Origin of the sequence: Rivularia sp. UHCC 0363 (assembly GCF_034931125.1) — a bacterium.
GTDB lineage: Bacteria > Cyanobacteriota > Cyanobacteriia > Cyanobacteriales > Nostocaceae > Rivularia.
Window position 1 is genome coordinate 15,074 of sequence record NZ_JAYGHM010000039.1, and the last position, 23,294, is coordinate 38,367.

Consider the following 23,294-nt stretch of genomic DNA (forward strand, 5'->3'; position numbering starts at 1 on the left):
AGTTCGTAATTCGTAATTCGTAATTATTTTTGTTTAAGTTTTTTAGTGGAAGAAACTAATATTTTGCCAATTCCATTAGCTTCTTGAAGTAAAGAATCAAACTTAGATTTCTCTACTAACTCAGATTCAATTATAATTTCCAACCAGTATTGAGTTTCTCTTGCTTCTTTCAACGCAATTTCTAATTTACTAAGAAAATCTTTATCAGACTGTGCCGATTGTGCCTCTCGAACATTGGCTCCAATAGATGTTCCAGAACGAAGTAATTGGCTTGATATTATTCGATTAACTCCTGGTTTTTCATCTAGGAAGCAACAAGCTTTTATGATTCTAACTGCAAACTTTTTCGTTCTGTCAGTTATGCTAATATTATTAATCATTTTTATAATGTCACTTAATTATTAATAATTATCTCATATTCAGTTTTTAAATGTAATCTTAATTAATTACGAATTACGAATTACGAATTACGAATTATTTAGACCAACTCCTTTAATTAAGCCACTACCTAAATACTTCTCGATTCCTGTAATTGTGGCTGGCTTGGTTTCTTTGTAGTTAGTAACTTGAAATTGCAAACCATATTGCGGATGTTCGCGCCAAAAACCGTTAAGTTGAAGCGTTTGTCCCGGTTGAATACCTGCGAAACTGCCCGTAATCGTAGTTAATTCCGATACCCTTGGACGTTGCAATCGCGCCACAGTGTAACCCGACTCTTCGGAGTGATAAGTCAAGCGTTCAACCACTCCCATGATTGATTCTTGCGATTGAGTGGCGTTTATTTGTTGTGGGTTAACTTGGTATGCGCTGGACATTGTTTTTTCGATTTAGGCGCAAATATTATACTAAATACTAGCTGTTGTGTGAAAAAATAAAATCACCAATTAATAGTAATTTTGTATTAACAAGTTAATTAAGGTGCGTCGGGAGTCATAATTCTAAAAGTTCTCCATCCTTGGCTTTGAGCAACACGCGCTTCCGATTCACTTTGCACGGAAGCCATTAAATATTGTTTCCAAATTGGCTTACAATTTTTCCAATTGTGGGTGTACCCTGTATGACTTCCTGATTCTAAAATAATTGGTTCCCAGACATCAAATGGTACTGCTGTTGGGTCGCCATAGGAACCAATTCTGATAGGATAACGATATCTTTTGAGAACTTCAATTTCGTTTTTGCTGAATTTAGAGTAGGTACCTGTTACATATTTTCGGTAGATATTATTTATTGGTGCGAGATTTACGTAGCAGCTTCCTATTTTACTCAATTTTAAACTACAAGAGCCACAAATACCTTCATCTAAACCTTGCTTTGCAGCAAAAGTAGGAACGAATTCTTGTTGCAAAATCCAGCTTTGTATCAACCTTCCGGTTTTACGATTCGTACTAGGAGAAACAAAGCCTGTCAAGATAAGAACTATAGGAGAACCGTCAATCAAAGATGCTCCTTCCCAAACAATGTAACTGTTATTCAACATATCAATAACGAAAAATGATTTTGATTTTTACGAAGCTAAAAGTGTTTTAAGTGATGATAAGTTTGAAATAATTTCTGACAGCAAAAAGGAGGAATAAAATCTTCTTTATCCCCCCTTTCATATTGCTGATAATACTAGTATTAATTCTCGGCTTCTACTTGAGGATTAACGCGCTTCTTTTACACGCTCGGCATATTCTCGTCTGCGCTGCCAAGATAATTGATTTAGTACTACCAAATCTTCAAGTGTTTTACCGAACTTACGATTAGCAAATTCAAGTAGTTGCTCTAGAGAGAATCGCTGTTCTTCAACTTTTCCAAAATCCGAGGCGAAGCGTTCCTTAAATAGATCCCAATTAAAATCTTGAAAACTACGTTTGGCAAGGATTCCACACAAAGAACGAATAGAATAGTAGACTTTTGAGTACAAGCGTTCTGAGTAATTGCTAACTGCATATTCACCAAGAACAGAATCATCAATTGCTTGAAAGTTGGGTGTAGAGGATTTACGTGCAGCCATAAGACAAATATTCCTAATTACTTCATTGTTCTCTGAGCGTAAGCTCTCTTTGTTTCTGGTGTTTCAGTATTTTAGGCAGTTGTGATTTGTAATTTGACTTTGCCAAGATGGCAAGGTAATGGTACAAAAAGTTAGTGGCAAAGTTATGGTGTAGAACTTATTAACGTCCTATTTATTTTCAACAATTGGATAGTGACCTTTCTGGTTAAAGTCGAAGCAGGCTAAAATCACCGTTACTGCTTGTTTCAATTTTTATTGATGATAAATGCCGCAATATTTAAATTACGGCAATTTCAAAGTCCAAAATCCAATCTCGGCACAGTTAAAGTAAAATAGGCTTTTTTGAACACGGACATATACCTTGTTGTTTGGAGGTTTGCACCGGCTTATGGGGCAGAGTCAAAGTAAAAATTCGGCAAAGTCAGATTACAAATCATAGCAGTCGAATTACCACCAAGAGGAATCATGATAATCTGTCATTAAATCTTTGATTTCGCAGCTTTGTTGATAATCATTTTCTAATTGCTGCAAGTCTGTATCTAACACCAAATTTTTCAATTCCTGCATCATCTCTCGGACATGATTTTCGTCGCTGACACCTGAGTAGTAAATTTTGATAAATTTGTCAGCAGACTTCATGAATTGTTCTAAGTTTGTGACGAATACTTGTTCTGAGCCAATTGCCTGAATCATGATTTTTTTCTAATTTTTAAAACTGTGTGATGCGCGTTAGTATTCGTTTGTCAGCATGAGGACTTTTTCAACCAAATAAAGTTTGATATGGCTCAATGGAAAATCTGTATATTCGATTTCTTGCCGCAATACTTCTTGATTGGTGTCCCATTCGCATATCAAAATGCCGGAACTGTCTTTGATTTGTAAATGCCAGATTTGAAATTCTCTTAGCTTTGGATTGGACAGTAAATTCTTCGTTTGATGTGAGGCAATAGCATCCAATAACCAGTAACAATTGGCTTCGTGAGCTAAGTATTTTATACCATCTGTGTATTTCAAGCCCAGCCAGTGTTTGTAGAGAGTAGCTGAACCATAAAATTGGTTTAGCTCGTTGACTATTTGTTGTGGAGTCTTCATATTTTTCAAATCATTGATTTTATCGACTTCACAACTCCATCGGCGTGAGCCGTAAAACGAAAACTGTTGATATATAAATACCAGTAGTCGAATAATTTTTTTAGCTTAGATTGTTTTGTTATCGAACGGAAAAAATTTATTATCGTACAGTTACAGGAAATTACGATATTCCCCTTCTTTTTTGTTTAATATTCTTTCAAATCATTCTTTTTCTCTTGAGCTAGCTTCTTTTCTTGCTCCAGACACCATACTGCAATTAATTCGCGAGCCACAGCACTCATATCCGTTTCAGCCTGCACGCACAAGGACTTGAAACGGATTTTTAATTCTTTGCCAATTATTAACTTAACTGTATCTTCGCTTTTTGCCATGCTGTCCATTTTGCCATGATATTAGGGGAATTGAATCAATATTCCCATATAGTCTTATTCCCCTATTCCCATAATTACCACTAAAATATATAATTTTTGCATTATTAAAAAGTAAACACGCATTAACTAGTGCTAGAGAATTGAGGATAATTGTCTTGCTGACATCCTCACCTTCTCCTGATAGTTGTTGCCGTAAATCGTAAGCTATTACTTATGATTTATGGCAGTATATAGGCGATTGGAGGTGATGAATTTGAACCAAAAGTAACGATATTAATGTTTGAGCCTTTAGAACCAACGGAGTTTTGTGAAAAATGGATTCCTATAAAACGAAACAAAAAGCCAGGAGAATACGGTTACAGAAAACAGTGTCGTCAACTTTTGGCTGAACTTACTGGCTATGGAGAAACGACTTGCAATAACTGGTTATCAACTCCCAAAGAAGTTCCGCAGTTAGTTAGACCTTACCTGCGCTTAGTAGATATTCTTTGGCAAGTTCAACAAATACTTCCTTTAGAGGTAAATAATTTTAAAGAATAAGTTTTTAGCGTAACTTATGAGTTATTATTTTATATGAGTTCACTCAGAACAAAAAGCCAAAACCCCCCGCTTCGACTACCAATCAGCACGGAGGGTATGGTTTCCCAATAAAATCAAAGGGATACTTTTATTATGCATACCATAGCCTTAAACGACAATACCCAAAACGTCTACCTCCCATTTGTATTCACTGCAAACTTTGATTATTCTCAATTCGAGAATCCCGAACTGCAAAGCCAAGCTAAAACTACACTCAACCAATTCATCGGCTTCGTCCGCCAAACCTTCGACGGCTTACTAGAAAACGGACGAGCATTAAATTCGATTTATCAAGACTGTATTGCCAATTCTCCTTCATGTAAGAAAGTATTTGACAATTGGCTAGCATCCGATGATTTCGGAGCATCCCGATATATAGCGTATAGCGCAATGAAAATTTACAATTGGTTTTCAAAACTACCTCTTCGGCTACAACGTCTAGTACGCGCTAACGTCCAAAAATGGAGTGTATCAGCGCTGCGACAACTAACCAAAGTTAGCCATGATTTGGTAAAGGAACTTGTGCGATCGCCAAAGAGAACAGCTGCACAAGTGAAAGAGGAGCGGGAGAAAGAGCGACAGGGAGTGGGGAAATCGAACAATATTCCCCCACTTTCTCACCCTTCCATTCCTCCACTCCTCAACCCCGGAATGCGAATCGTAATCAAAAGTGATGACAGGGGTTGGACTGGTTATGCGGGCATAATTATGTCCGAGTGGAATAATGATTTTTGGGTATTGCTCGACCATACCGTTTCTCAGGGTATGGATGTTAAGCAATTATTTAAACCCCACCAAATTCAACCAGAATCCCTTCGTAGTGATATAAAACCAGCTTCTCCAAAAGAAATGTTTACACCAGCCCAAGTGGAACAGAAAATCACCGAAGCTTTAGCACAACGAAAAAAAGAAAAAGCTGAGGAAGAACTGGGACGCTTTGTAGAAATCCGAGACGAAGCGTTAAAAGCAGCTAAAGAAGAAATAATTGCTGCCCAGAAACACGCTCAAAAGATGGAACAAGGCAAACACGAATTAATTGAGCAATTAATAGCCAAAGAGAACGAATTGCAGTCCGTGCGCGGTTTGGTTTCGGAAAATCAACAACTCGAACAACGAGTAAAAGACTTAGAAAAAGCTCTGGAAGATTCCAATAGAGATAGCTGGGGTTATACTTTTAACAAGCAAGCTGAGAAGGTGGTTAACAAGAATTTAGAGAAAACTATTGAGCCATTGATGTCGGAAGTTGAGCGCTTAAATAACGTGCTTTCTCAAAGAGAGCAGGAATTAACTCAGCTTCAAGCAACGAGCAGGAAACAACAGGAAGAATTGCAGCAGAAGTCAAAATCTAATTCAGTGATTGCTGAGTTTGGCAAAATTGGGGAGCATTTTGGCTGGAATGGGTGGAGTAGTAAAGGATATCGAACACAAAGTGGAACTTTGTACACGGGAATTCATGCTCTAACTGCTTTTATCTCGGATTTGAAAATATCTCATCCAAGCTATCAAGAGCAAGAAATTCCTTTTTAGATTGAAATTTACGTTTGTTACAAATATTTCGCCTTTAATCAATAATTAATGGCATTTCAGTTGGCATGACTAAATAAAACAACCATTCATAAATAAGTAATATGCAATGTCGTCAAGAACCGCAAACGAACACCAAGAAAATTCCTCGTTGGTTCGCAAAATTTATATTGCTACGAACGCAAAATAAACCCGATAGCCAACAGACATTATTTGCACTTATAGAACCCATGACACCGCAGGAATGGTGCTTATTTTGGATACCAATTATTCATCCAGGAGTTGAGATTCCTTACAATGGAGAACGGAATCCTCATGGTTACATTATCAGCATTAACTGGTTATAATCCAAAAACGGTTGAAGGTTGGTTCTATGGCAAGTCTTATCATTATTCGGTAGGTATATTGTTGCGTTGCTTTCATTTAATGTTTAAATTTGAAAGTAAATAATGATTAAAATATAAATAAATCGGGTTTGATTTATATTTGAAATTCTAACCAGGTATATGCATCATAGCTTTTTGCAATTTATCTAATTGTAATTAAATTTATACGTATTTGATTAAGTTGCTAAAGTCAAAACCACCGTAAAAACAAATTATAATTAGGGCTTGCTGAAAAAGTCTAGGAATCTAAAATAGAACCCACACAGATCGAAAAATAGTAGGTTCTGCGGCTTGAATTTTAAACTTAAGCAATAATTTCTAAAAAAACTGCAAGGATTTTGAGCCAGTATATGACATAAGCTTGCACAATAAAGGGATAAAAAGGTTTGAAAGCCTTATCTGACAGGACTTATAATTTTATTCAGCAAGCCCTAATTACGTAGGGCAGCGTGACTAATTACTAACTTTTCCCTTCCTACCAATTGGTACGCACATCGGAGTCCTGGAAACTGGATCTGAAACAATCTTACATTCTAACCCAAACACATCTAAAACCATCTTTTCATTCATTACATCTTCCGGTTTACCCTGGGTGTAAATATCTCCTTGATTCACCGCTACCAAGTAATCAGCATAACGACAAGCTTGGTTTAAATCGTGTAACACCATTACCAAGGTTCTTCCTTGATTTTGATTCAATTCCCACAGCAAATCCAAAACCTCGATTTGATGCGCTAAATCTAAAAAAGTTGTGGGTTCATCTAATAGCAAAATGTCAGTATTCTGAGCTAAAACCATTGCAATCCAAGCGCGTTGTCGCTGTCCCCCAGATAAAGTATCTAATTCACGTTCCGCTAATTCCTTCATTCTGGTAATTTCTAATGCTAGCTCAACAAAACGTTCATCTTCCTTCGTCCACTGCTGCAACCAATTTTGATAAGGATAACGTCCGCAAGCGACTAAATCTTTTACCGTCAAACCTTCTGGTGCAACTGGTGATTGAGAAAGAATTCCTAACTTTTTCGCAACAGCTTTTGTCGATAGTTTAAATACATCAGTATAATCTAAGTAAATAGTTCCGCTTAATGGTTTTAATAATCTTGCTAAACCCCGCAATAATGTAGATTTACCACAGCCATTTGCACCAACCAAAGCAGTAATTTGGGCTTGAGGTATGCTTAAATCTATATTTTTAATTATTTTGGTGTTACCGTAACCTAATGTTAGGTTTTTGGTTGAAAGTTGGTAATGGATTTTAGTTTCTAATTTCATTTATAGTTTAGATATTGAATTGAGGTTTGAAACGCAAAGGTACGCGGAGGAACGCGGAGTTTTTTTACTCCCATTTTTCATTCTCGTCAAATCAAGTTACTTATATTTAGTATCATCACAGCTTTAGTCATCATTGGCTGTGGAATAAGTAATTCTGAAAATATTAGTCCAAATCCTGAAAAATCAACTTTCCAAATCCGAGTTGTTAAACACGCTATGGGTGAAACTAAAGTACCTCTCAATCCCAAACGAGTAGTTGTTTTAGGTGGTTTAGATAATGTTCTGGCACTAGGGATAAAACCAATTGCAGCAACCACTCTGCTCTATGACAATTATCCGAATTATCTGCAATCAAAGACTAAAACATTACAGAAGATTGGTGTTAATGGTAGTCCAAATCTAGAAAAAATTTTATATCTTAAACCCGATTTAATTTTAGGGCTTAATTGGGATGCTGACATATATCAGCAGTTATCTCAAATTGCACCAACAGTTTTGGCTGATGGAGATAAGATTTGGAAAGAATGGTTGACTAAATTTGCTGAAGCACTAGGTGAAACGGAAAAAGCAGAAAAATTACTGCTTTCTTACGACCAAAGGATAAATACTCTACGTCAAAAAATGGGTAATAACCTTTCTAAAACTCAAGTATCTTTGGTGAATTTTTGGAATAACTATACTCGTATTTACATGAATGCTTCTTTTGCAGGCTCAATTGTTAAGGAAATAGGCTTACCTCGTCCCACCTATCAAGATAAAGATAAAGTTAATGAGAATATTTCCTTAGAACTAATTCCGCAATTAGAGGGTGATGTAATTTTCTTGATTCTAGGAGGACACGATCCATCAAAACTGAAACAATTTACCAATCACCCATTGTGGTCAAAATTAGAAGCTGTACGGGAAGAGCGGGTTTACAAAGTTTCCAGCGATACCTGGATTAGCTCTTGGGGAATGATTGGAGCTAATAGCGTTTTGGATGACTTGTTTAAATACTTGATAGATAAAAATGTGAGATTTGAGTAATAGAACATAGCGTCATCCCTACTTAGCAAAAATAAATACAACTCAAGATAGCTTTTATAATTTAATCTGCTCTTGCTTTCAGCTTCTTGAGAATTATTATAGATAAATTTAAAGTGGGGAGATTTAAGTGGCTATATATGGGGCAAAACAGATCAAGAAATTATGGTTCCAGTGGTCAATGAGCGAGAAAAACAGACCTATTATGGAGCGATTGACTATCTCGAAGGAGAATTAATACTTAAAAGTTATGATGCTGGGAATTCAAAAAATACGATTGATTATTTACGTTATTTACTAGAACGATCTCCCAATCAGCGATTACTAATTTTTTGGGATGGAGCTAGTTACCATCGTTCTCAAGAAGTTAAAAATTTCGTATTCTGAAGTGAATTAAGGACTTTCGACTGACCAGTGGAAGATACATTGCGTTCGTTTTGCTCCCAATTGCCCAGTACAAAATCCAATTGAGGATGTTTGGTTGCAAGCCAAAACCTGGGTTCGACGTTTCTGCGCTTTGATCCCTTCATTCCGCCATTAGCCATTACTGTTTGAATAGTTTATCCGACACACTACCTTTGATTTTCCTACTCTTCAGATGTACGGAGCTTTTTCAAAACTCAAATATTAGTCCTATATAAAAAGTTGCGTTCCGAATATGCAGCTAATTCTGAAGGTAAACTGCGGGTATGGCGATGCAGTCATTTTGGCGGACACCAATTCGCACCGACCTTAGTTGACTTACCTCAAGGACATTATTGGGGACATTTGCAACCAGAAGTTTTGGATAATTTGATACATCGTAATAGTTCTATTGCACAACTTTATAAACATTATCGAGGTTGGTCTGGTCTGGGTAAATTTGAGCAAATACTAGAACGAGATATTTGGATGACTTTGGGTTGGAACTAGGGTGTTGACTTTGTGGTTTTTTTGGGCTAAAAGTTCATACAGTTTTTGTGTTGGCTTTTGACGGTCGGCAGAGCCGACTGTCATGGGTTCCCAGCCTCCGGCTGGGAACCAGTTAATGCATGAGCCAAAAACGGGTAAATTCTATCAAAGTCAACACCCTAGGTTGGAACTGGTTCAAATTCAAAAAGTCTGGGCAATTATTAGCAATAGATAAAGATGGTGAAGAATGGGCTGACATACGTATAAATTTTATGGATGCAGATAATGTTACAAGCGGACATTATAAAGCAAGGGTAAAATTAAGCCATTGTGTGACTACAGTTATAAATTCTGGGAAGAACCAGCCGACACAGCAAGTTAAGCAGTATCGGGTGATTCAATCGAACCGCATCAAAGCCTTGTAATTACTACCTCACAAGGACTTGAAACCGATTATTGTAGATACGGGTTTAACGAAAAATTAGGGTTTGAGATATATATTTAAAAATACACAAATTTTATTATTAAAGTTGGTTCGATCCTAAATGCAGTACCATACAATGATAATGATATTCATTATCTAGGGAAAAAGGATGACTGCCCAAACATTGGATACAATCCCAGTAACAGTTTTAACTGGCTACTTAGGAGCAGGAAAAACAACTTTGCTTAATCAAATTCTTACCCACGAACACGGAAAGAAAATTGCCGTAATAGTCAATGAATTTGGGGAAGTTGGTATTGATAATCAATTAGTGATTGATGCCGATGAAGAAATATTTGAAATGAACAATGGTTGCATCTGTTGTACGGTACGCGGCGATTTGATTCGCATTTTTGCTAATTTAATGAAACGTCGTGATAAATTTGACCATCTAGTCATTGAAACTACTGGATTAGCCGACCCCGCACCTGTAATTCAAAGCTTTTTTGTTGATGAAGATATGCGGGAGAAATTGAATTTAGATGCTGTAGTTACCGTAGTTGATGCCAAACATATTTGGCAACATTGGGATGCCGAGGAAGCCCAAGAACAGATTGCTTTTGCAGATGTAATTTTACTTAACAAGACCGATTTAGTCGCTCCAGAACAACTTGATGAATTGGAAACCCGCATCCGGGGAATGAATGCGATCGCAAAAATTTACCGCACCCGCAATTCTGAACTAGAAATAGATGCGCTCTTAGGAGTACAAGCTTTTGATTTAGATCGAGCTTTGGAAATTGACCCGGAATTTTTGAGTGAAGACGCTCACGAACATGATGAAACAGTTTACTCTATCGCTTTGGTCGAACAAGGAGAATTAGACGGAAATAAATTAAATCAATGGTTAAGTAATTTGTTACAAACCAAAGGTCAAGATATTTTCCGGATGAAAGGTATTTTAAATATTTTTGGAGAAGATGCCAGATTTGTTTTCCAAGGAGTACATATGTTATTCGATGGTAAAGCAGACCGTTTGTGGAAAGAAGATGAAAAACGCAAGAATGAACTGGTATTTATTGGTCGTAATTTAGATGAAACTCAGCTAAGAAAAGATTTTTTAGCCTGTATGATGTAGTTCTAGTTAACATTTAACGGTAGTAAAAGATTTTTTTGGCGTTGCTAATTAAAAGTATGAATAAAGGTGTTATCTATCAGCCATAGAACGTAAATTCAAAACAAAAATTCAGCAGCGTCTAATTTTTTGTATCTTGGAAATGTAAAGGTAAAAGATGAAAACTATTAAGTCTACTAACTTTGATTTAGATTGGAATTGTATACTTTCTGATTATATAACTGCTGTAAATTGGTCTCCTGATGGTAGTACTTTGGCGATTAGTTCTGCTGCTGGGGAATTAAAGCTTTTTGTTGAAAATGAGTCGATCGCTTTACAAGAAGCAACAAATGCTTCTATTGATGGACTGAGTTTTTCTGGGGATGGGCAATTTATTGCTGTTGGCGGACAGGATGGTAAAGTAAAAATATGGGATACTTCTAATAATCAACTTATCACTACTTTAGAAAATGCTCCGGCTTGGATAGATCAATTAGCGTGGAGTCCCTGTCAAAATCTCTTGGCTTTTAGTTTAGGTCGTTACGTACAGATTTGGAACGCAGACATTCAAGAAATTGTCATCACCTTAAATTTTGAAACATCTTCGGTACTAAGTATTGACTGGAGTCATGATGGTAAATTTCTTGCCGTTGCTGGTTATCAAGGTGTGAAAATTTGGCGTTCTCATGAATGGGATGAAGATCCGTATTTCTTTAGCGTACCATCTGCTAGTGTCGCTGTTGTTTGGTCTGGGGATGGTAAATACCTTGCTTCGGGTAACATAGATAAAACCATCTGTGTATTAGAAACAAATTTTATTGTGAATGCCAAACAAGCCGAACCTTGGTTAATGCATGGTTTTCCTGGTAAAATCCGCCATTTAGCATGGTCAAAAGTTAGTACATCCAAACACGAGCCGTTACTCGCATCTGCTAGTGCAGAAGGTATAGTCGTTTGGGAAAAACAAGATGATGCATCTTTGGGTTGGGGTGCGACTATATTAAGCAACCACTTCAATACTGTTGAAGCAATACAATTTGCACCCGATAGCTTGATGCTTGCTTCTGCTGCTGCTGACGGTTGGCTTTGTTTGTGGAAGAAAGCAAAAAAAATCGCGCAAACTTTCCAAGGTGCTTCTAAGGGTTTTTCATCTATTGCATGGCACCCCCAAGGTAATAAAATTGCTGCTGGGGGTCAAAATGGAGAAGTAATAATTTGGTCTAAAGGTAGTCGTGGGGTGGGTTTTGCTTGAAATTTTATATTCACTTAATGATGTTTACAAGAGTCCAAACTCCCAACAGTTAAGTATTTCTCAGCTATGTGAATAAATTTGGGAAACTATTACTTTATGTAAAGTTGCAGAAAATACCTGCAAGATAATGATTATCATTATTTGCGGCAACTACATTCGCATACTCAACATAGGAGAAAAAATGTCGCTAGATTTTAATGAGAATATTGTTGAAGAAACTGTTAGTAATGTCAGCACAGCAACTTTTTCTACCGCTACCAAAGATTTATCTTCAACTAATATATGTTTGATTGAAGGTGAACAAGCAATAGCAGTAAATCAACTTCCTCAATCTTGGCAAGATATTTATGCAGCCAATTCTAATACGAAACTTTCCGACCCGCAAGCATATGTGAAGATGGCACAACTATTTCTTCACAAAATGTCGAATGGCGATGTAGATTTATTTAATGAATCGAAATCAGAACATCTCAAACCTGCTTTTTGTGAAATTTTTGGTAGTCTTGCTTGGGAAGCACTTGAGTTTTATGGTGAGGATTTTAAAGTTGAGAAATATCCTGACTTTGACTTGATTAAAAAGGAGATTTTATCAGAAGAAGATTGCGACGAACGCAAAAAGATATTAGAAATAGGTAAGGCCCTGTTTGAAGAGTTCGGATACGACTTACCCGCTTCTTTTTATCACGTACATCTAGCACCTATTTACAGAGAAGAAGTTTCAGAAATTCGCCCTTTGAGATTTTCCGAACCAGATAAAAACAATGCTCGTGCGTGGGATGCTTCTTTACACGGTCAAAAAGTATTTCCTATTCAATTAACCGTGCAAAGTATATCTTCTAAACACGGATTTTTCCAAGAACATGGTTGTGGATGTAACCACGCTATGACGAGAGTTGGTGCTACAGATACCGCTTTTGATTATCAGATCCGTCCCGAAATGCGAACAACATGGATTAGAGATTTTATTTGGACAATCTGGTATGAGTATGCATTTTTTAAATTTACTCCTGTAACTCGTTTCTTGATTGGTTAGTTGTTAGTAAAGCAATCATAATAAGCAACACAGTTATTAAAACATCCTGGAGGAAGCAGATTCTTCAGGATTTATTTTTTGCTAATTTAAGTAGATCACTGTATCCATAATTTCAATTAATCATGTTAATAAGTTTATTTCAAACAAATAAAGAATTTATCTTCCAAAAGAAAGATTTATGACAAAAATGATTCTCATTCTCAAGTAATATGTTATATTGAAAGCGTTTTAAATAAAGAGAATTTTAATCATGTTTAATTCTTCAAAATCGGCTTATCCCAGTCATTCTAAAATGTTAAAAAGCCTTTTTTCAGAAGCATATAAAACCGCAAAGCAAGGCTTATGCGGCGATAGAGTTTTAGCAGATAATAAAACTGTAGAAGACAGGCTAAAAATATGTTCAACTTGCGAAAAGTTTGATGAGAAAGAGAAACGTTGTACTATTTGTGGATGCTTTATGATGGTCAAAGCTAATCTTGAAGCTTCTAATTGTCCGGATGGTAAATGGTAAAAAAATGGCTATTTTATTTTATTAGGCTGACTTAGCTTGATTCTCAGTAATGTTTGATTTAATAATGGCTTTAAGCATTTTCTGACTAGCCATTCTTGCACCTGATAAATTTCGGGCTGTTGGTCCGATTTGCAAAGCCCCTAAACCACCCATAATAAATAACGAACAACCACACCAACGCAGGTTATCATCTAAAACAGGTAAACCATTTACTACAGGAATCGGATATGCCCTGATAATTTCCTTTAATAAGGGTTCGGAGTTGACATCGAAATAGGTTCCAGTAGATAACCAAATGCGATCGCATTCATATTTTCCATCGGTAAATTTCACCACCCAATGATTATCTCTCCATTGGGCTGTAACTACCTGAGTATTTTCAAGGATTTTTAACTTACCACTACGTACTTGTTGCCGTAGTTTTATTCCCATTGCAGGTGTCATCGAGCCACCGTTTCTAGCTTGCTGAATCATTGCAAAGCGCTTCACAAAATCTGGCTCGGCAAAAAATCCTCTGAGATATTTTGGTCCTAACCAACCCGCATCAGCATCAAATCCTTTTTCTTGCATCTGTCGTCGGATGGATATTTGCACTTCTGCCCCGCGAGATATTGCACCTACCGCTAAATGTCCGCTTGTTAGCCCTCCACCGATAATCAGTACTCTTTCACCAGCTAAATCTAGATTGCGTAAATCTATTGCATGGGAATGACTCAGCCTGTCTTGGGGATATTTTGAATTAATCTGATTTACCCAATCGGGTATTTGTAGTTGACTGCTACCAGTTGCTAATACTACCCGACGAGCTATGATTGATTTTCCCGAATCGAACCATAAACGGAACCTGGGAAATAAAGGATTATGCAATGGCTGAATCCGAACTACCCTTTCATCTACAACTGTATTCTCTAGTTCCCAACGATGAATTATATCCTGACCAAAACTGTTAAATAGCCCAGTTCCTGGTAAATCGTAGGGGGGAAAAAACTCATTTCCACGAGACTCTGCGAACTTACGTAACGCAAAAGGATTCGGGTCTGAATGGTGAACCGCAGGGGAACGTAAATGCGGTATTTCTAATGCTGCAAATTGATGCTCCCATTGACTCATCCATTTCCCACTAGGGTCAAATACTGTAATTCTAGGACGGATCTTTTGCCGTTTCTGTAGCAGATGAGTGACTAAAGCAAGAGCGTGAGGTCCAGCACCAATAATTGCCAAGTCAATTCTTCTCAAAAGGTGTGGTAGAAAAATTTCCATAAATCTTATATATAATGATAATCGTTATCATTTTAGCATTAGATTTCAAAAAGATGTCCAACTTTTTTAGAACTATTTTTCTTTCTTTTAGGACGAGTTAATATTCCCTGAGTTGGGCTGAATAATAAGAAGAATAAAAATAATCCGCAAATAACTAATACAATCGATGCTCCTGAAGGTACATTTTGGTAATAGCTAATATATAAACCGCCGACGCTACCAATAATACCGATCGCAGAACCTAAAAGCATCATTTGGTGAAGTTCTTTAACTAACAAATAAGCCGTAACTCCAGAACCAATTAATAAAGAAATTACTAACACTACTCCCACAGCTTGCATACTGGCAATAATTGTTAATGTAATTGCTGCCGTCAAGCCAAATTTAATCATATTTGTCGGCAATCCACTGGCTTGTGCGCCTAATGGATCAAAAGTATAAAATAGCAATTCTTTATAACAAATTTTAACTAAAACTAAAGTGACAACTGTAATTATTAAAGTCCGCCAAACATCATCTGTTGTAACTCCTAAAATATCCCCAAATAAAAAATGATGTAAATCAACTTTACTTTTCAACACGCTAATTAGCATGATACCCAATGCTAAGAAACCCGAAAAAACCAAAGCCATCGCAGCATCAACTTTGACGCGAGACTGAGATTCGATCCAAGCTATAACAAAAGTGCTGAAAGTTCCGGAAATAAACGCACCTAAGAAAATATCAACTCCAAGAAATATTGCGATCGCAAGTCCGGGTAATACAGCATGAGCAATCACATCACCGAGTATTCCCTGACGCTGTACTATCAGATAAGAGCCAACAACAGAGCATAGAATACCTAAACAAATCGCAATAAATAAAGCATCTCGAATAAACCCAAAACTCAGCGGTTCTAATAGCAAATTCAACATTATTAATAACTGATAATTGTTCACTGCTTAAGCTGATTTCTGTTCCCGATTTAGAAATAAAATATTATTTCCATAGGCTCGCTGTAAATTTTCACTTGTCACAACTTCTTTAACAGAACCGTCGGCAATAATCTGTTTATTTAATAAAAGTAAATGGTCACATTTTGTCAAGGTATCACCTAAATCGTGGGTAATCAAAATCAAGATTTTACCATCCCGTTTTAATTCATTAAAAATATCAAAAATTATATCTTCAGTATATTTATCAACACCAATAAACGGCTCGTCAAAAAAGAATAAATCTGCTTGCTGTGCTAAAGCTCTAGCTAAAAATACTCGCTGCTGCTGTCCCCCGGATAATTCACCAATTTGACGGGAACGCAATTCCCACATCCCCACTCTCTCCAACGCAGATTTCACTATTTCTTTTGACCTACGATTTGGTTGACGAAACCAGCCCGTATATGCAGTACGTGCCATCATCACCACCGAAAGCACCGTAATCGGATATTCCCAGTCTACTTGAGTTCTTTGGGGTACATAAGCAATCGAATTCAACTGCTTTTTGACTGGACTGTTACGAAACTTAATTATTCCACCTGTAGAAGGAATCAAACCCAGTATTGCTTTGACTAAAGTACTCTTCCCCGCACCATTTGGACCGATTACACCAATCATCTGTCCGGGGAAAATGCGAAAACTGACATCTTCAATAGCTACTACTCCCCGATAATCTACATCCAAATGCTCTACTTCTAACACCATTTTCTCCTGTATGATAGTGATTATTATTTATGTTAAAAATCTACTTCCCTTAGTACCGTAGCTGCTGTATGATAACGATTATCATTCTACTGTATTATTGTTATAAGTGATGTTTAGAAAAATACCCCTCAATAGGATCTGTTTGCAGCAGCGCTTCGCGATCGCAACATTAACTTTGGCTATTGGTTTAATTAGCTGCGGTGAAACCCCATCCGTTAATTCCAACACTAAGACCAGAGAAAATACTGCTGTAAACACTAGCAGTACTACAACGGGAGAACGTCCCCTGGTTGTAGCGACTACAAGTGTACTTTGTGACTTGATTAAGCAAGTTGCAGCCGAAACTGTTGACTTGAAATGTTTGGTAGATGCTGGAGCAGATCCTCATACCTATCAACCCAAATCAGAAGACCGCAAAGCGATCGAGCAAGCTAATTTGGTTTTATACGGTGGTTACAATTTTGAACCCAGTATTATTAAGTTAATTAAAGCCAGCAGCAATACAGCCCCAAAAGTTGCGGTACATGAAGTTGCTGTTCCCAAACCGATTATTGGGGAAGAACACGACCACGAGCATGAGGGAGAGAAACACTCTGAGAAAGAAAAAGCACCAGACCCCCATGTATGGCATAATGCCCAAAATGGTGTGCAGATGGTGGAAGCGATTCGGAGTAATTTAGAGAAAGTTGCTCCAAATAACGCTCAGTTATATGCAGTTAATGCCGAAAAAGTGACCGGGGAAATCAAACAAATAGATAGCTGGATTAAGCAAAATATAGCGACAATCCCTGCTAATCAGCGTAAATTAGTCACCACTCATGACGCTTTAGGTTACTACACTCAGGCTTATAACATTAATTATGAGGGTGCTATAGAAGGTTTGAGTACCGAAGCAGAGCCAACAGCAGCGAGAATTGCCGAACTATCAAAAGAAATTAAGCAAGAGAAGGTACCGACAATTTTTGCTGAAAGCACTCATAGTCCCAAATTGATCGAACAAGTTGCCAAAGAAGCAAATGTGAAAGTTTCTGAGGAAAAAATATACGCTGATGGCTTAGGGGAACAAGGAACGGATGTCGATACCTATCAGAAAATGTTGATTGCGAATACTAAAGCCATTGTGGATGGTTTGGGAGGTAAATATACGGCTTTTCAGAAATAATAATTGATCGTATCTGTTTTATTCGTCATCAATAGTTAATCGACATCAGGGTTAAAAATAGATGGCGTAAATATCGTAACGTCGTGTACATTTGTTCGTATCTCTGTATTTGTTAAAATCTAAGTGTGAGGAGAAAATAACCATAATGAAAAGCTTGTGGAAGTTTTTACTAGTTATTCCCGTCGTATTTACAACATCTTTATTAATTAACGATAGCGTAATTGCCCAAACTCAAACCCAAGAAGAAACATTAGAACAAGCATTAGAACAAGTTACTTCTGTTTCTCAATTTTCTGACGTGCAGCCAACAGATTGGGCATTTCAAGCACTACAGTCTTTAGTGGAACGTTACGGCTGTATTGCTGGATATCCAAATAGCACCTACAGAGGAAACCGAGCTTTAACAAGATACGAATTTGCAGCAGGTTTGAGTGCTTGTTTGGATCGATTTAACGATTTGCTTTTAACCTCTACTGCCGATATAGTAACTAAAGAAGACCTTGCAACCCTACAAAGGCTACAAGAAGAATTTTCTGCTGAATTAGCAACATTGCGTGGTAGGGTAGATGCGGTAGAAGCAAGAACGGCTCAAATAGAAGCAAATCAATTTTCTACAACTTCTAAACTTGAAGGTGAAGTAGTTGTGGGAATTACAGATGTATTTGAAGGGGATACAAACGACGAGAATACCGCATTAGGTGTAAGAGCAAGAATTAACTTTGTAACCAGCTTCACAGGAAAAGATACTCTTTACACCAGACTGCAAAGCAATAATATAGTTGCTCCCGATATTGGTACAAGTGAAGGAAGTTTAGCCTTTGCTGGTGAGAGCGGAGATAACAACATTGAATTAGATGCACTGTGGTACAGTTTTCCCCTAACTAAAAGCACTAACGTCATCGCGATCGCAAATGCAGGTGCAGCTGATGACGTTGTAGATACAGTCAATTTGTTTGATGGTGATGGTACAGAGGGAGCTTTATCTAGCTTTGGTACTCGTAACCCCATCTATGGAGCAATGGATGGTGCGGGTTTGGGAGTTACTCAAGAGTTCGGTAAAAATTTGTCTTTGAGTTTGGCTTATTTAGCTGGTTCTGGAAGCGACCCCAGTACCGATAATGGTTTATTTAACGGCTCCTACGGTGCATTAGCACAACTAACATTTGCACCAAGCGATCGCTTTAAGGTTGGTTTAACTTATATCAATTCTTACAACCAGTTCAATGGTGCTGGTAGTAATGCTTCTAACTTTAATACAGTTTCACCATTAGATAACCTATCTACTTTGGCAGATACTCCTTTTAGTGCCGATTCCTATGGTATCCAAGCGTCATTAGGGATAAGTAAAAACCTGGTGTTAGGTGGTTGGGCTGGTTACACTAATGCTCGTAATTTAACGACATCAGCTGCTTTTCCAGACCGTGGAGAAGCAGAGATATGGAACTGGGCTGTAACTTTAGGATTACCCGATCTGGGTAAAAAAGGTAACTTAGCTGGGATTATCTTCGGTATGGAACCCAGACTTACTAGTTCTAGTATTGATGGTTTAGAGAAAGACCAAGATACTTCTTATCATATTGAAGCATTTTATCAGTACAAGATTAATGACAATATTGCCGTTACTCCTGGTGTAATCTGGTTAACTGCACCAGACCATAATGAGAATAATAATGATGTAGTGATTGGTACTTTTAGAACTACCTTTACTTTCTAGAAATTGAAACTCTAGAGTTCAACAATATTTACTCAACAATCTACCACATAAGTTATGTGGTAGATTGCTAGTACAGTGGGCGCGTAAGTAAGATACCCATCTGAAAATGACGTGAGTTCAATGTTCACTCCTTCAATTGCTGTTTAATTAAAAGCTCGACCGCTCCACCGCTCCACCGCTATAAGAAAGGCAATGAACGTTTGGGGATTTAATCCCCAACTTTCTGGGCTTACACCGCTTTAAAGTCGGTGGGGTATTAAACCCTGCGCCCAGCCCCACCGCTAAAAGCTAAAAGCTAGATCATAAATAAGCTTATTACATGGATTTTTCGTGAGGTGAGAAGTCGGGTTTTTAGGATAAATCTCTGTATTAACAGACAAATAAGAGTAAAAACCCGACTTCTGTGATAGTTGTCGAATTGACGTTAATCTGAGTCTAAAAAATGGGTACGCTATTTAAGCCGTATGGTACTAATTTATTAATACCGGATATCGCAAAGAAAATTAGACAAATACAAAACTGTCTGCATTCAAACTACCTGCTTGGATACCCTCTAAGACTGCTAAGTTACTGCTGTTGAAACTAACTAACAAATCTTGATCTTGCTGTGTAAATGTTAAGTTACTAAAATCTCCACCACTCCCAGCAATTCCCATAACATCTTCACCAATGTTAAAGTCGGTAATGGTGTTTGTTTCTTGAGGTATTTCACCCGTAGCAATCCAAAATTGATCTGCTCCGTTACCACCTGTTAATACATTTCCACCACCCGATCTAGCAAAAAACCTGTCGTTCCCATCTTCTCCAAACACCATATCTCCTTGACCAAGAATAAATGTATCGTTACCGCTACCACCATAGAGACGATTATTTCCCAGACTTGCGTTAGCATCAATCAGATCGTCTCCTGTTCCTGCAAAAACTAATTGACTACTTTGGTCGATGCTTATTGAATCATTGCCAAATGTACCAAATATAGGTTCGCTGGGAAGCATTGCAGCTAATCCTTCGTATTCTGTCGAAACCAAAGCATTTGTACCGGGAATATCGCTGGCAATTTGCACCAACTGCAAATTCTCCCCATTTTCGATCCGAGCCATGACATCTCCATCTTTGTTGGCAATCTGGAATTCCTTATAGACAACTCCTTCATATACATCGTCGTATATTCCTAACTGATAGTCATCAAGATTCCCAGCGACAATTAATTGGTCTGTTTTGGGATCGAAATCACCAATCAAGACATAATCCTCATCCCCTTTACCAACATAAAAGTCTTGTCCTTCATTCCCTAACAAAAAGCGATCGCTACCAAAAGAACCGTGATAATGGTCTCTATCACCAGTTCCAGTTGTTGCTGTTTTTATTGCTCCTGTCGCTGGATCGTAATCAGTAATTGGAAAACTGACTATTGTTGCATTTCCCAGAGGATAGAAAAAGTGATCGTTTCCGACTACTCCGTTGAAAAATGTTTGTCTTCCTTCATCAATCCCGGCTTTGATAAAGTGGTCCCAACCTGATTGATATTCTCCTGAATCAATCAATGCTTCCACATCGGGATTTGCTGCAAGATATGCTGGTTGATTGAAGTAGGGTTGAGTGTTTCTAGCGTAGTAAGAATTCTCTGGGGCAAATAACAGCAAGCCATTATCTGTAAATAAACCATCAGGAATCAGCTTTGTTGTACCTTCAACAATACCGATCAGGTCGCCGTTTTTAGAAATACGAACGCTATTATCTACTGTCTCTAATGTATAATCTTGAGGCTTACCCGCTAGATATACCGCATCTTCACTAGTCGGGTCAAAATATTTAATGACTGCATAATCTTTATCCCCATTACCTAAATAGAAGTCTGAAGGATTTTCTACTGCATTGTCACCCAAGTAAAATACATTACGTCCGGGTGAACCTAATAAAGTATCGATCTGATTAATTCCCAAGGATGAGGTTTCGGCATTAATTAATCGATTCCCCACCTCGGCTGTCTCAACATTAACACCTATTACTGAGGATTTTTGTCCAGAAGCTTAGACTGTATCATTTCCATCGGTACCGTTAAATACAACACCATTGCGTTCAACAAATTGCCCGACTTGGATAAATTCATCATATCCAGAAGCGTACTTTCCTTCTTTTACCGCAGTGGCAACATCTGGATTATTAGCAAGGTATAGTTCTTCGTCGAAAAATTGATTGGTTGTCATTGTGTGAATACCTGTAGGGTAGATGTTCTAAAGACTCAAGCCTAAGTGCAAATACTCTTATTTTTCCTCAGACTTGTGTATATTAGCATCAAAACGAGAATGACAATCATTATTTAAAACCTAAATTTTGGGTAATAATGTCATCATAAATATTCTCTACCTAAATCAAATCTTAATTCTATTGAGAATTATTACTATCAATATCCAATTCTTTTTTAGAGTGCTTCAAGCGCTTATAAGCCAACTTAATTTCTTGGTATGCTTGAAAAGGAGTCATCTTTCCACCAGTTTGCAAATTGGCAATATAGCCTATGGTTTGAGAGAACTCCTGTAAATTTGCATTAAATATTAAGTAAGTCGGCGTTAAAAAATCAAGGTATGTCATTGCGAGTGGAACGAAGTGAAACGAAGCAATCGCAAGGGTTTGATTGTTCTTTACATTCTGTTACACAGTTAGGTTTATTCGAGCCAACCTACTTAAACTCTTGCGATCAAACTCTCCACGATAATAACTACGAGGGTAGAGAAAATCATCTTTATAGATAAAGTTATATGTTTACAGATAATTCTAAAAAATCTAAATATTTACACAAAAAGTTGCAAAAATATAGGTTGAAAACGATTATCATTATTTATATGCGATAATCATTTTCATTCATCATGTCCTCACAAAATCCTATCTCCAACACCAGCTTGATTCAACGTCCCCGTCGTCTACGTGGTAATCCAGTATTGCGTAATATGGTACGGGAAACTCAATTAACTGTAGACGATTTGATATACCCGATGTTCGTCATGGAAGGAGAAAACCAAAAAATAGAAATCTCTTCCATGCCGGGATGTTATCGTTATACTTTGGATTTATTGCTCGAAGAAATACAGCAAATTAAGGAATTAGGCATAAATGCTGTAGCGCTTTTTCCTCTGGTTCCAGAAGCCAAAAAGGATGATACTGGTACGGAAAGTTTCAATCCTGATGGTTTGGTGCAAAGAACTGTCAAAGCTATTAAACAAGCCGTACCAGATATAGTTGTGATTACAGATGTAGCTCTCGACCCTTTCAGTATTCACGGTCACGACGGTATTGTTGATGAGTACGGAGTAATTTTAAATGACCCCACCGTAGAAGTGTTGGTGAAAATGGCAGTTTCCCAAGCAGAAGCGGGTACAGATATAGTCGCACCTTCCGATATGATGGATGGTAGAATCGGCGCTATTCGTCAAGCTTTAGATGCCGCAGGATACTTTAATGTAGCAATTTTGGCATACTCTGCTAAGTACGCCTCTAGTTATTATGGACCATTCCGCGATGCTTTGGATTCAGCACCGAAATTTGGTGATAAAAAGACTTATCAAATGGATGCAGGTAACGCTAGAGAGGCTTTAAAAGAAGTAGCACTAGATATTGCCGAAGGTGCAGATATAGTAATGATAAAACCGGCTTTGGCATATATGGATATCATTTGTCAGGTAAAATCGATAACTAACTTACCCGTAGCAGCATATAACGTTAGTGGGGAATATGCCATGATTAAAGCCGCTGCACAGCAAGGGTGGATTGATGAGAAGAAAGTAATTTTAGAAACATTGACTAGCATGAAGCGGGCTGGTGCCGATTTGATTTTGACTTATTTTGCAAAGGAAGTTGCTTTGATGTTGCTTTAATTATTACAGGTGTTTTGGGGATTCCAAGACACAAATTTAATTGTCAATATTGTTAACGGGACTTAACTATAATTCACTTCCACCATATGAAAAATCAAGAACCTGTTGTCGTTTTTGACAAAGAGCGTGCTTCGTCTTA

General features: G+C 37.5%; 25 protein-coding genes and 3 pseudogenes. 14 read left to right on the top strand and 14 right to left on the bottom strand.

Annotated elements, in window-relative coordinates:
* Positions 1-23 precede the first annotated feature (23 nt).
* From VB797_RS21010 to VB797_RS21040, 7 genes and pseudogenes are all read right to left on the bottom strand, one after another.
* Positions 24-380: a four helix bundle protein gene (locus VB797_RS21010; RefSeq protein ID WP_323239689.1), complete on the bottom strand. Its 357-nt coding sequence runs from the start codon at positions 378-380 to the stop codon at positions 24-26.
* 102 nt (positions 381-482) lie between these two features.
* Positions 483-815 (bottom strand): annotated as a pseudogene (locus tag VB797_RS21015) (ATP-dependent RecD-like DNA helicase); the annotation flags it as partial.
* 98 nt (positions 816-913) lie between these two features.
* On the bottom strand, positions 914-1,477 hold the full coding sequence (locus VB797_RS21020) for a hypothetical protein (protein WP_323239690.1): 564 nt from the start codon (positions 1,475-1,477) through the stop codon (positions 914-916).
* 165 nt (positions 1,478-1,642) lie between these two features.
* On the bottom strand, positions 1,643-1,996 hold the full coding sequence (locus tag VB797_RS21025; RefSeq protein ID WP_323239691.1) for a hypothetical protein: 354 nt from the start codon (positions 1,994-1,996) through the stop codon (positions 1,643-1,645).
* A gap of 447 nt (positions 1,997-2,443) precedes the next feature.
* Entirely contained in the window at positions 2,444-2,689 is a 246-nt protein-coding gene (locus VB797_RS21030) for a Pb-reticulocyte-binding protein (RefSeq protein ID WP_323239692.1), read from the bottom strand.
* Positions 2,690-2,725: 36 nt separating this feature from the next.
* Complete coding sequence (locus VB797_RS21035; RefSeq protein ID WP_323239693.1) at positions 2,726-3,088, bottom strand: DUF6876 family protein; 363 nt, start codon at positions 3,086-3,088, stop codon at positions 2,726-2,728.
* A gap of 185 nt (positions 3,089-3,273) precedes the next feature.
* Positions 3,274-3,459, bottom strand: coding sequence for a hypothetical protein (locus VB797_RS21040; RefSeq protein WP_323239694.1), 186 nt, complete (start codon positions 3,457-3,459; stop codon positions 3,274-3,276).
* 276 nt (positions 3,460-3,735) lie between these two features.
* Here VB797_RS21040 and VB797_RS21045 point away from each other — a divergent pair, with 276 nt between their 5' ends.
* The 3 genes from VB797_RS21045 to VB797_RS21055 all read left to right on the top strand — a co-directional run bounded on the left by VB797_RS21045 (position 3,736) and on the right by VB797_RS21055 (position 5,909).
* Entirely contained in the window at positions 3,736-3,999 is a 264-nt protein-coding gene (locus tag VB797_RS21045; RefSeq protein WP_323239695.1) for a hypothetical protein, read from the top strand.
* A 132-nt stretch (positions 4,000-4,131) separates the two neighbouring features.
* On the top strand, positions 4,132-5,565 hold the full coding sequence (locus VB797_RS21050; RefSeq protein ID WP_323239696.1) for a hypothetical protein: 1,434 nt from the start codon (positions 4,132-4,134) through the stop codon (positions 5,563-5,565).
* A 101-nt stretch (positions 5,566-5,666) separates the two neighbouring features.
* The gene (locus tag VB797_RS21055) at positions 5,667-5,909 is read left to right on the top strand and encodes a hypothetical protein (protein WP_323239697.1); all 243 of its coding nucleotides are present in this window, start codon (positions 5,667-5,669) and stop codon (positions 5,907-5,909) included.
* A gap of 492 nt (positions 5,910-6,401) precedes the next feature.
* On the opposite strand, the gene VB797_RS21060 is transcribed toward VB797_RS21055, so the two are convergent.
* Entirely contained in the window at positions 6,402-7,220 is an 819-nt protein-coding gene (locus VB797_RS21060; RefSeq protein ID WP_323239698.1) for an ABC transporter ATP-binding protein, read from the bottom strand.
* 216 nt (positions 7,221-7,436) lie between these two features.
* Here VB797_RS21060 and VB797_RS21065 point away from each other — a divergent pair, with 216 nt between their 5' ends.
* From VB797_RS21065 to VB797_RS21100, 8 genes and pseudogenes are all read left to right on the top strand, one after another.
* On the top strand, positions 7,437-8,246 hold the full coding sequence (locus VB797_RS21065; protein WP_323239699.1) for an iron-siderophore ABC transporter substrate-binding protein: 810 nt from the start codon (positions 7,437-7,439) through the stop codon (positions 8,244-8,246).
* Between the two features lie 105 nt (positions 8,247-8,351).
* A pseudogene (locus VB797_RS21070) lies at positions 8,352-8,874 on the top strand (transposase); the annotation flags it as partial.
* Positions 8,875-8,876: 2 nt separating this feature from the next.
* Positions 8,877-9,149 (top strand): annotated as a pseudogene (locus VB797_RS21075) (sucrase ferredoxin); the annotation flags it as partial.
* A gap of 125 nt (positions 9,150-9,274) precedes the next feature.
* Positions 9,275-9,559 carry a hypothetical protein gene (locus tag VB797_RS21080; RefSeq protein WP_323239700.1) on the top strand — a complete coding sequence of 95 codons (285 nt, stop codon included), beginning with the start codon at positions 9,275-9,277 and terminating at the stop codon, positions 9,557-9,559.
* 168 nt (positions 9,560-9,727) lie between these two features.
* Positions 9,728-10,696 carry a GTP-binding protein gene (locus VB797_RS21085; RefSeq protein ID WP_323239701.1) on the top strand — a complete coding sequence of 323 codons (969 nt, stop codon included), beginning with the start codon at positions 9,728-9,730 and terminating at the stop codon, positions 10,694-10,696.
* A 154-nt stretch (positions 10,697-10,850) separates the two neighbouring features.
* Positions 10,851-11,924: a WD40 repeat domain-containing protein gene (locus VB797_RS21090; protein ID WP_323239702.1), complete on the top strand. Its 1,074-nt coding sequence runs from the start codon at positions 10,851-10,853 to the stop codon at positions 11,922-11,924.
* Between the two features lie 181 nt (positions 11,925-12,105).
* Positions 12,106-12,957 (top strand): hypothetical protein, encoded by an 852-nt coding sequence (locus tag VB797_RS21095; RefSeq protein WP_323239703.1) that lies wholly within the window; start codon positions 12,106-12,108, stop codon positions 12,955-12,957.
* A gap of 250 nt (positions 12,958-13,207) precedes the next feature.
* Complete coding sequence (locus tag VB797_RS21100) at positions 13,208-13,468, top strand: DUF6171 family protein (RefSeq protein ID WP_323239704.1); 261 nt, start codon at positions 13,208-13,210, stop codon at positions 13,466-13,468.
* 21 nt (positions 13,469-13,489) lie between these two features.
* On the opposite strand, the gene VB797_RS21105 is transcribed toward VB797_RS21100, so the two are convergent.
* Genes VB797_RS21105 through VB797_RS21115 form a run of 3 tightly spaced genes read right to left on the bottom strand, consistent with a single transcriptional unit; the run spans position 13,490 to position 16,407 of the window.
* Entirely contained in the window at positions 13,490-14,728 is a 1,239-nt protein-coding gene (locus VB797_RS21105) for an FAD/NAD(P)-binding protein (protein ID WP_323239705.1), read from the bottom strand.
* 38 nt (positions 14,729-14,766) lie between these two features.
* Positions 14,767-15,642, bottom strand: coding sequence for a metal ABC transporter permease (locus VB797_RS21110; protein ID WP_323239706.1), 876 nt, complete (start codon positions 15,640-15,642; stop codon positions 14,767-14,769).
* A gap of 27 nt (positions 15,643-15,669) precedes the next feature.
* Positions 15,670-16,407 (bottom strand): metal ABC transporter ATP-binding protein, encoded by a 738-nt coding sequence (locus VB797_RS21115; RefSeq protein WP_323239707.1) that lies wholly within the window; start codon positions 16,405-16,407, stop codon positions 15,670-15,672.
* A gap of 142 nt (positions 16,408-16,549) precedes the next feature.
* Here VB797_RS21115 and VB797_RS21120 point away from each other — a divergent pair, with 142 nt between their 5' ends.
* Both VB797_RS21120 and VB797_RS21125 read left to right on the top strand, forming a co-directional pair.
* Entirely contained in the window at positions 16,550-17,569 is a 1,020-nt protein-coding gene (locus VB797_RS21120; protein ID WP_323239708.1) for a metal ABC transporter solute-binding protein, Zn/Mn family, read from the top strand.
* A gap of 145 nt (positions 17,570-17,714) precedes the next feature.
* Entirely contained in the window at positions 17,715-19,283 is a 1,569-nt protein-coding gene (locus VB797_RS21125; RefSeq protein ID WP_323239709.1) for an iron uptake porin, read from the top strand.
* A 503-nt stretch (positions 19,284-19,786) separates the two neighbouring features.
* Here the strand turns inward: VB797_RS21125 and VB797_RS21130 are convergent.
* The 3 genes from VB797_RS21130 to VB797_RS21140 all read right to left on the bottom strand — a co-directional run bounded on the left by VB797_RS21130 (position 19,787) and on the right by VB797_RS21140 (position 21,875).
* Positions 19,787-21,262 (bottom strand): hypothetical protein, encoded by a 1,476-nt coding sequence (locus VB797_RS21130; protein WP_323239710.1) that lies wholly within the window; start codon positions 21,260-21,262, stop codon positions 19,787-19,789.
* Between the two features lie 51 nt (positions 21,263-21,313).
* Complete coding sequence (locus VB797_RS21135) at positions 21,314-21,490, bottom strand: hypothetical protein (RefSeq protein ID WP_323239711.1); 177 nt, start codon at positions 21,488-21,490, stop codon at positions 21,314-21,316.
* A gap of 178 nt (positions 21,491-21,668) precedes the next feature.
* Positions 21,669-21,875, bottom strand: a complete 207-nt coding sequence (locus VB797_RS21140) for a hypothetical protein (protein ID WP_323239712.1) — start codon at positions 21,873-21,875, stop codon at positions 21,669-21,671.
* Between the two features lie 275 nt (positions 21,876-22,150).
* Between VB797_RS21140 and hemB the strand changes: the two genes are divergently transcribed.
* Positions 22,151-23,155 carry a porphobilinogen synthase gene (gene hemB, locus VB797_RS21145; RefSeq protein WP_323239713.1) on the top strand — a complete coding sequence of 335 codons (1,005 nt, stop codon included), beginning with the start codon at positions 22,151-22,153 and terminating at the stop codon, positions 23,153-23,155.
* The last annotated feature ends 139 nt before the right edge of the window (positions 23,156-23,294 follow it).

Excerpts from the sequence above, each read along its gene's own strand:
- VB797_RS21115 (WP_323239707.1), bottom strand. The coding sequence starts at position 16,407 with ATGGTGTTAGAAGTAGAGCATTTGGATGTAGATTATCGGGGAGTAGTA.
- VB797_RS21030 (WP_323239692.1), bottom strand. The coding sequence starts at position 2,689 with ATGATTCAGGCAATTGGCTCAGAACAAGTATTCGTCACAAACTTAGAA.
- VB797_RS21035 (WP_323239693.1), bottom strand. The coding sequence starts at position 3,088 with ATGAAGACTCCACAACAAATAGTCAACGAGCTAAACCAATTTTATGGT.
- VB797_RS21110 (WP_323239706.1), bottom strand. The coding sequence starts at position 15,642 with ATGTTGAATTTGCTATTAGAACCGCTGAGTTTTGGGTTTATTCGAGAT.
- VB797_RS21045 (WP_323239695.1), top strand. The coding sequence starts at position 3,736 with ATGTTTGAGCCTTTAGAACCAACGGAGTTTTGTGAAAAATGGATTCCT.
- VB797_RS21060 (WP_323239698.1), bottom strand. The coding sequence starts at position 7,220 with ATGAAATTAGAAACTAAAATCCATTACCAACTTTCAACCAAAAACCTA.
- VB797_RS21025 (WP_323239691.1), bottom strand. The coding sequence starts at position 1,996 with ATGGCTGCACGTAAATCCTCTACACCCAACTTTCAAGCAATTGATGAT.
- VB797_RS21050 (WP_323239696.1), top strand. The coding sequence starts at position 4,132 with ATGCATACCATAGCCTTAAACGACAATACCCAAAACGTCTACCTCCCA.
- VB797_RS21020 (WP_323239690.1), bottom strand. The coding sequence starts at position 1,477 with ATGTTGAATAACAGTTACATTGTTTGGGAAGGAGCATCTTTGATTGAC.
- VB797_RS21135 (WP_323239711.1), bottom strand. The coding sequence starts at position 21,490 with ATGACAACCAATCAATTTTTCGACGAAGAACTATACCTTGCTAATAAT.
- VB797_RS21095 (WP_323239703.1), top strand. The coding sequence starts at position 12,106 with ATGTCGCTAGATTTTAATGAGAATATTGTTGAAGAAACTGTTAGTAAT.
- VB797_RS21090 (WP_323239702.1), top strand. The coding sequence starts at position 10,851 with ATGAAAACTATTAAGTCTACTAACTTTGATTTAGATTGGAATTGTATA.
- VB797_RS21040 (WP_323239694.1), bottom strand. The coding sequence starts at position 3,459 with ATGGCAAAAAGCGAAGATACAGTTAAGTTAATAATTGGCAAAGAATTA.
- VB797_RS21055 (WP_323239697.1), top strand. The coding sequence starts at position 5,667 with ATGCAATGTCGTCAAGAACCGCAAACGAACACCAAGAAAATTCCTCGT.
- VB797_RS21080 (WP_323239700.1), top strand. The coding sequence starts at position 9,275 with ATGAGCCAAAAACGGGTAAATTCTATCAAAGTCAACACCCTAGGTTGG.
- hemB (WP_323239713.1), top strand. The coding sequence starts at position 22,151 with ATGTCCTCACAAAATCCTATCTCCAACACCAGCTTGATTCAACGTCCC.
- VB797_RS21125 (WP_323239709.1), top strand. The coding sequence starts at position 17,715 with ATGAAAAGCTTGTGGAAGTTTTTACTAGTTATTCCCGTCGTATTTACA.
- VB797_RS21065 (WP_323239699.1), top strand. The coding sequence starts at position 7,437 with ATGGGTGAAACTAAAGTACCTCTCAATCCCAAACGAGTAGTTGTTTTA.
- VB797_RS21105 (WP_323239705.1), bottom strand. The coding sequence starts at position 14,728 with ATGGAAATTTTTCTACCACACCTTTTGAGAAGAATTGACTTGGCAATT.
- VB797_RS21100 (WP_323239704.1), top strand. The coding sequence starts at position 13,208 with ATGTTTAATTCTTCAAAATCGGCTTATCCCAGTCATTCTAAAATGTTA.
- VB797_RS21085 (WP_323239701.1), top strand. The coding sequence starts at position 9,728 with ATGACTGCCCAAACATTGGATACAATCCCAGTAACAGTTTTAACTGGC.
- VB797_RS21140 (WP_323239712.1), bottom strand. The coding sequence starts at position 21,875 with ATGACATACCTTGATTTTTTAACGCCGACTTACTTAATATTTAATGCA.
- VB797_RS21010 (WP_323239689.1), bottom strand. The coding sequence starts at position 380 with ATGATTAATAATATTAGCATAACTGACAGAACGAAAAAGTTTGCAGTT.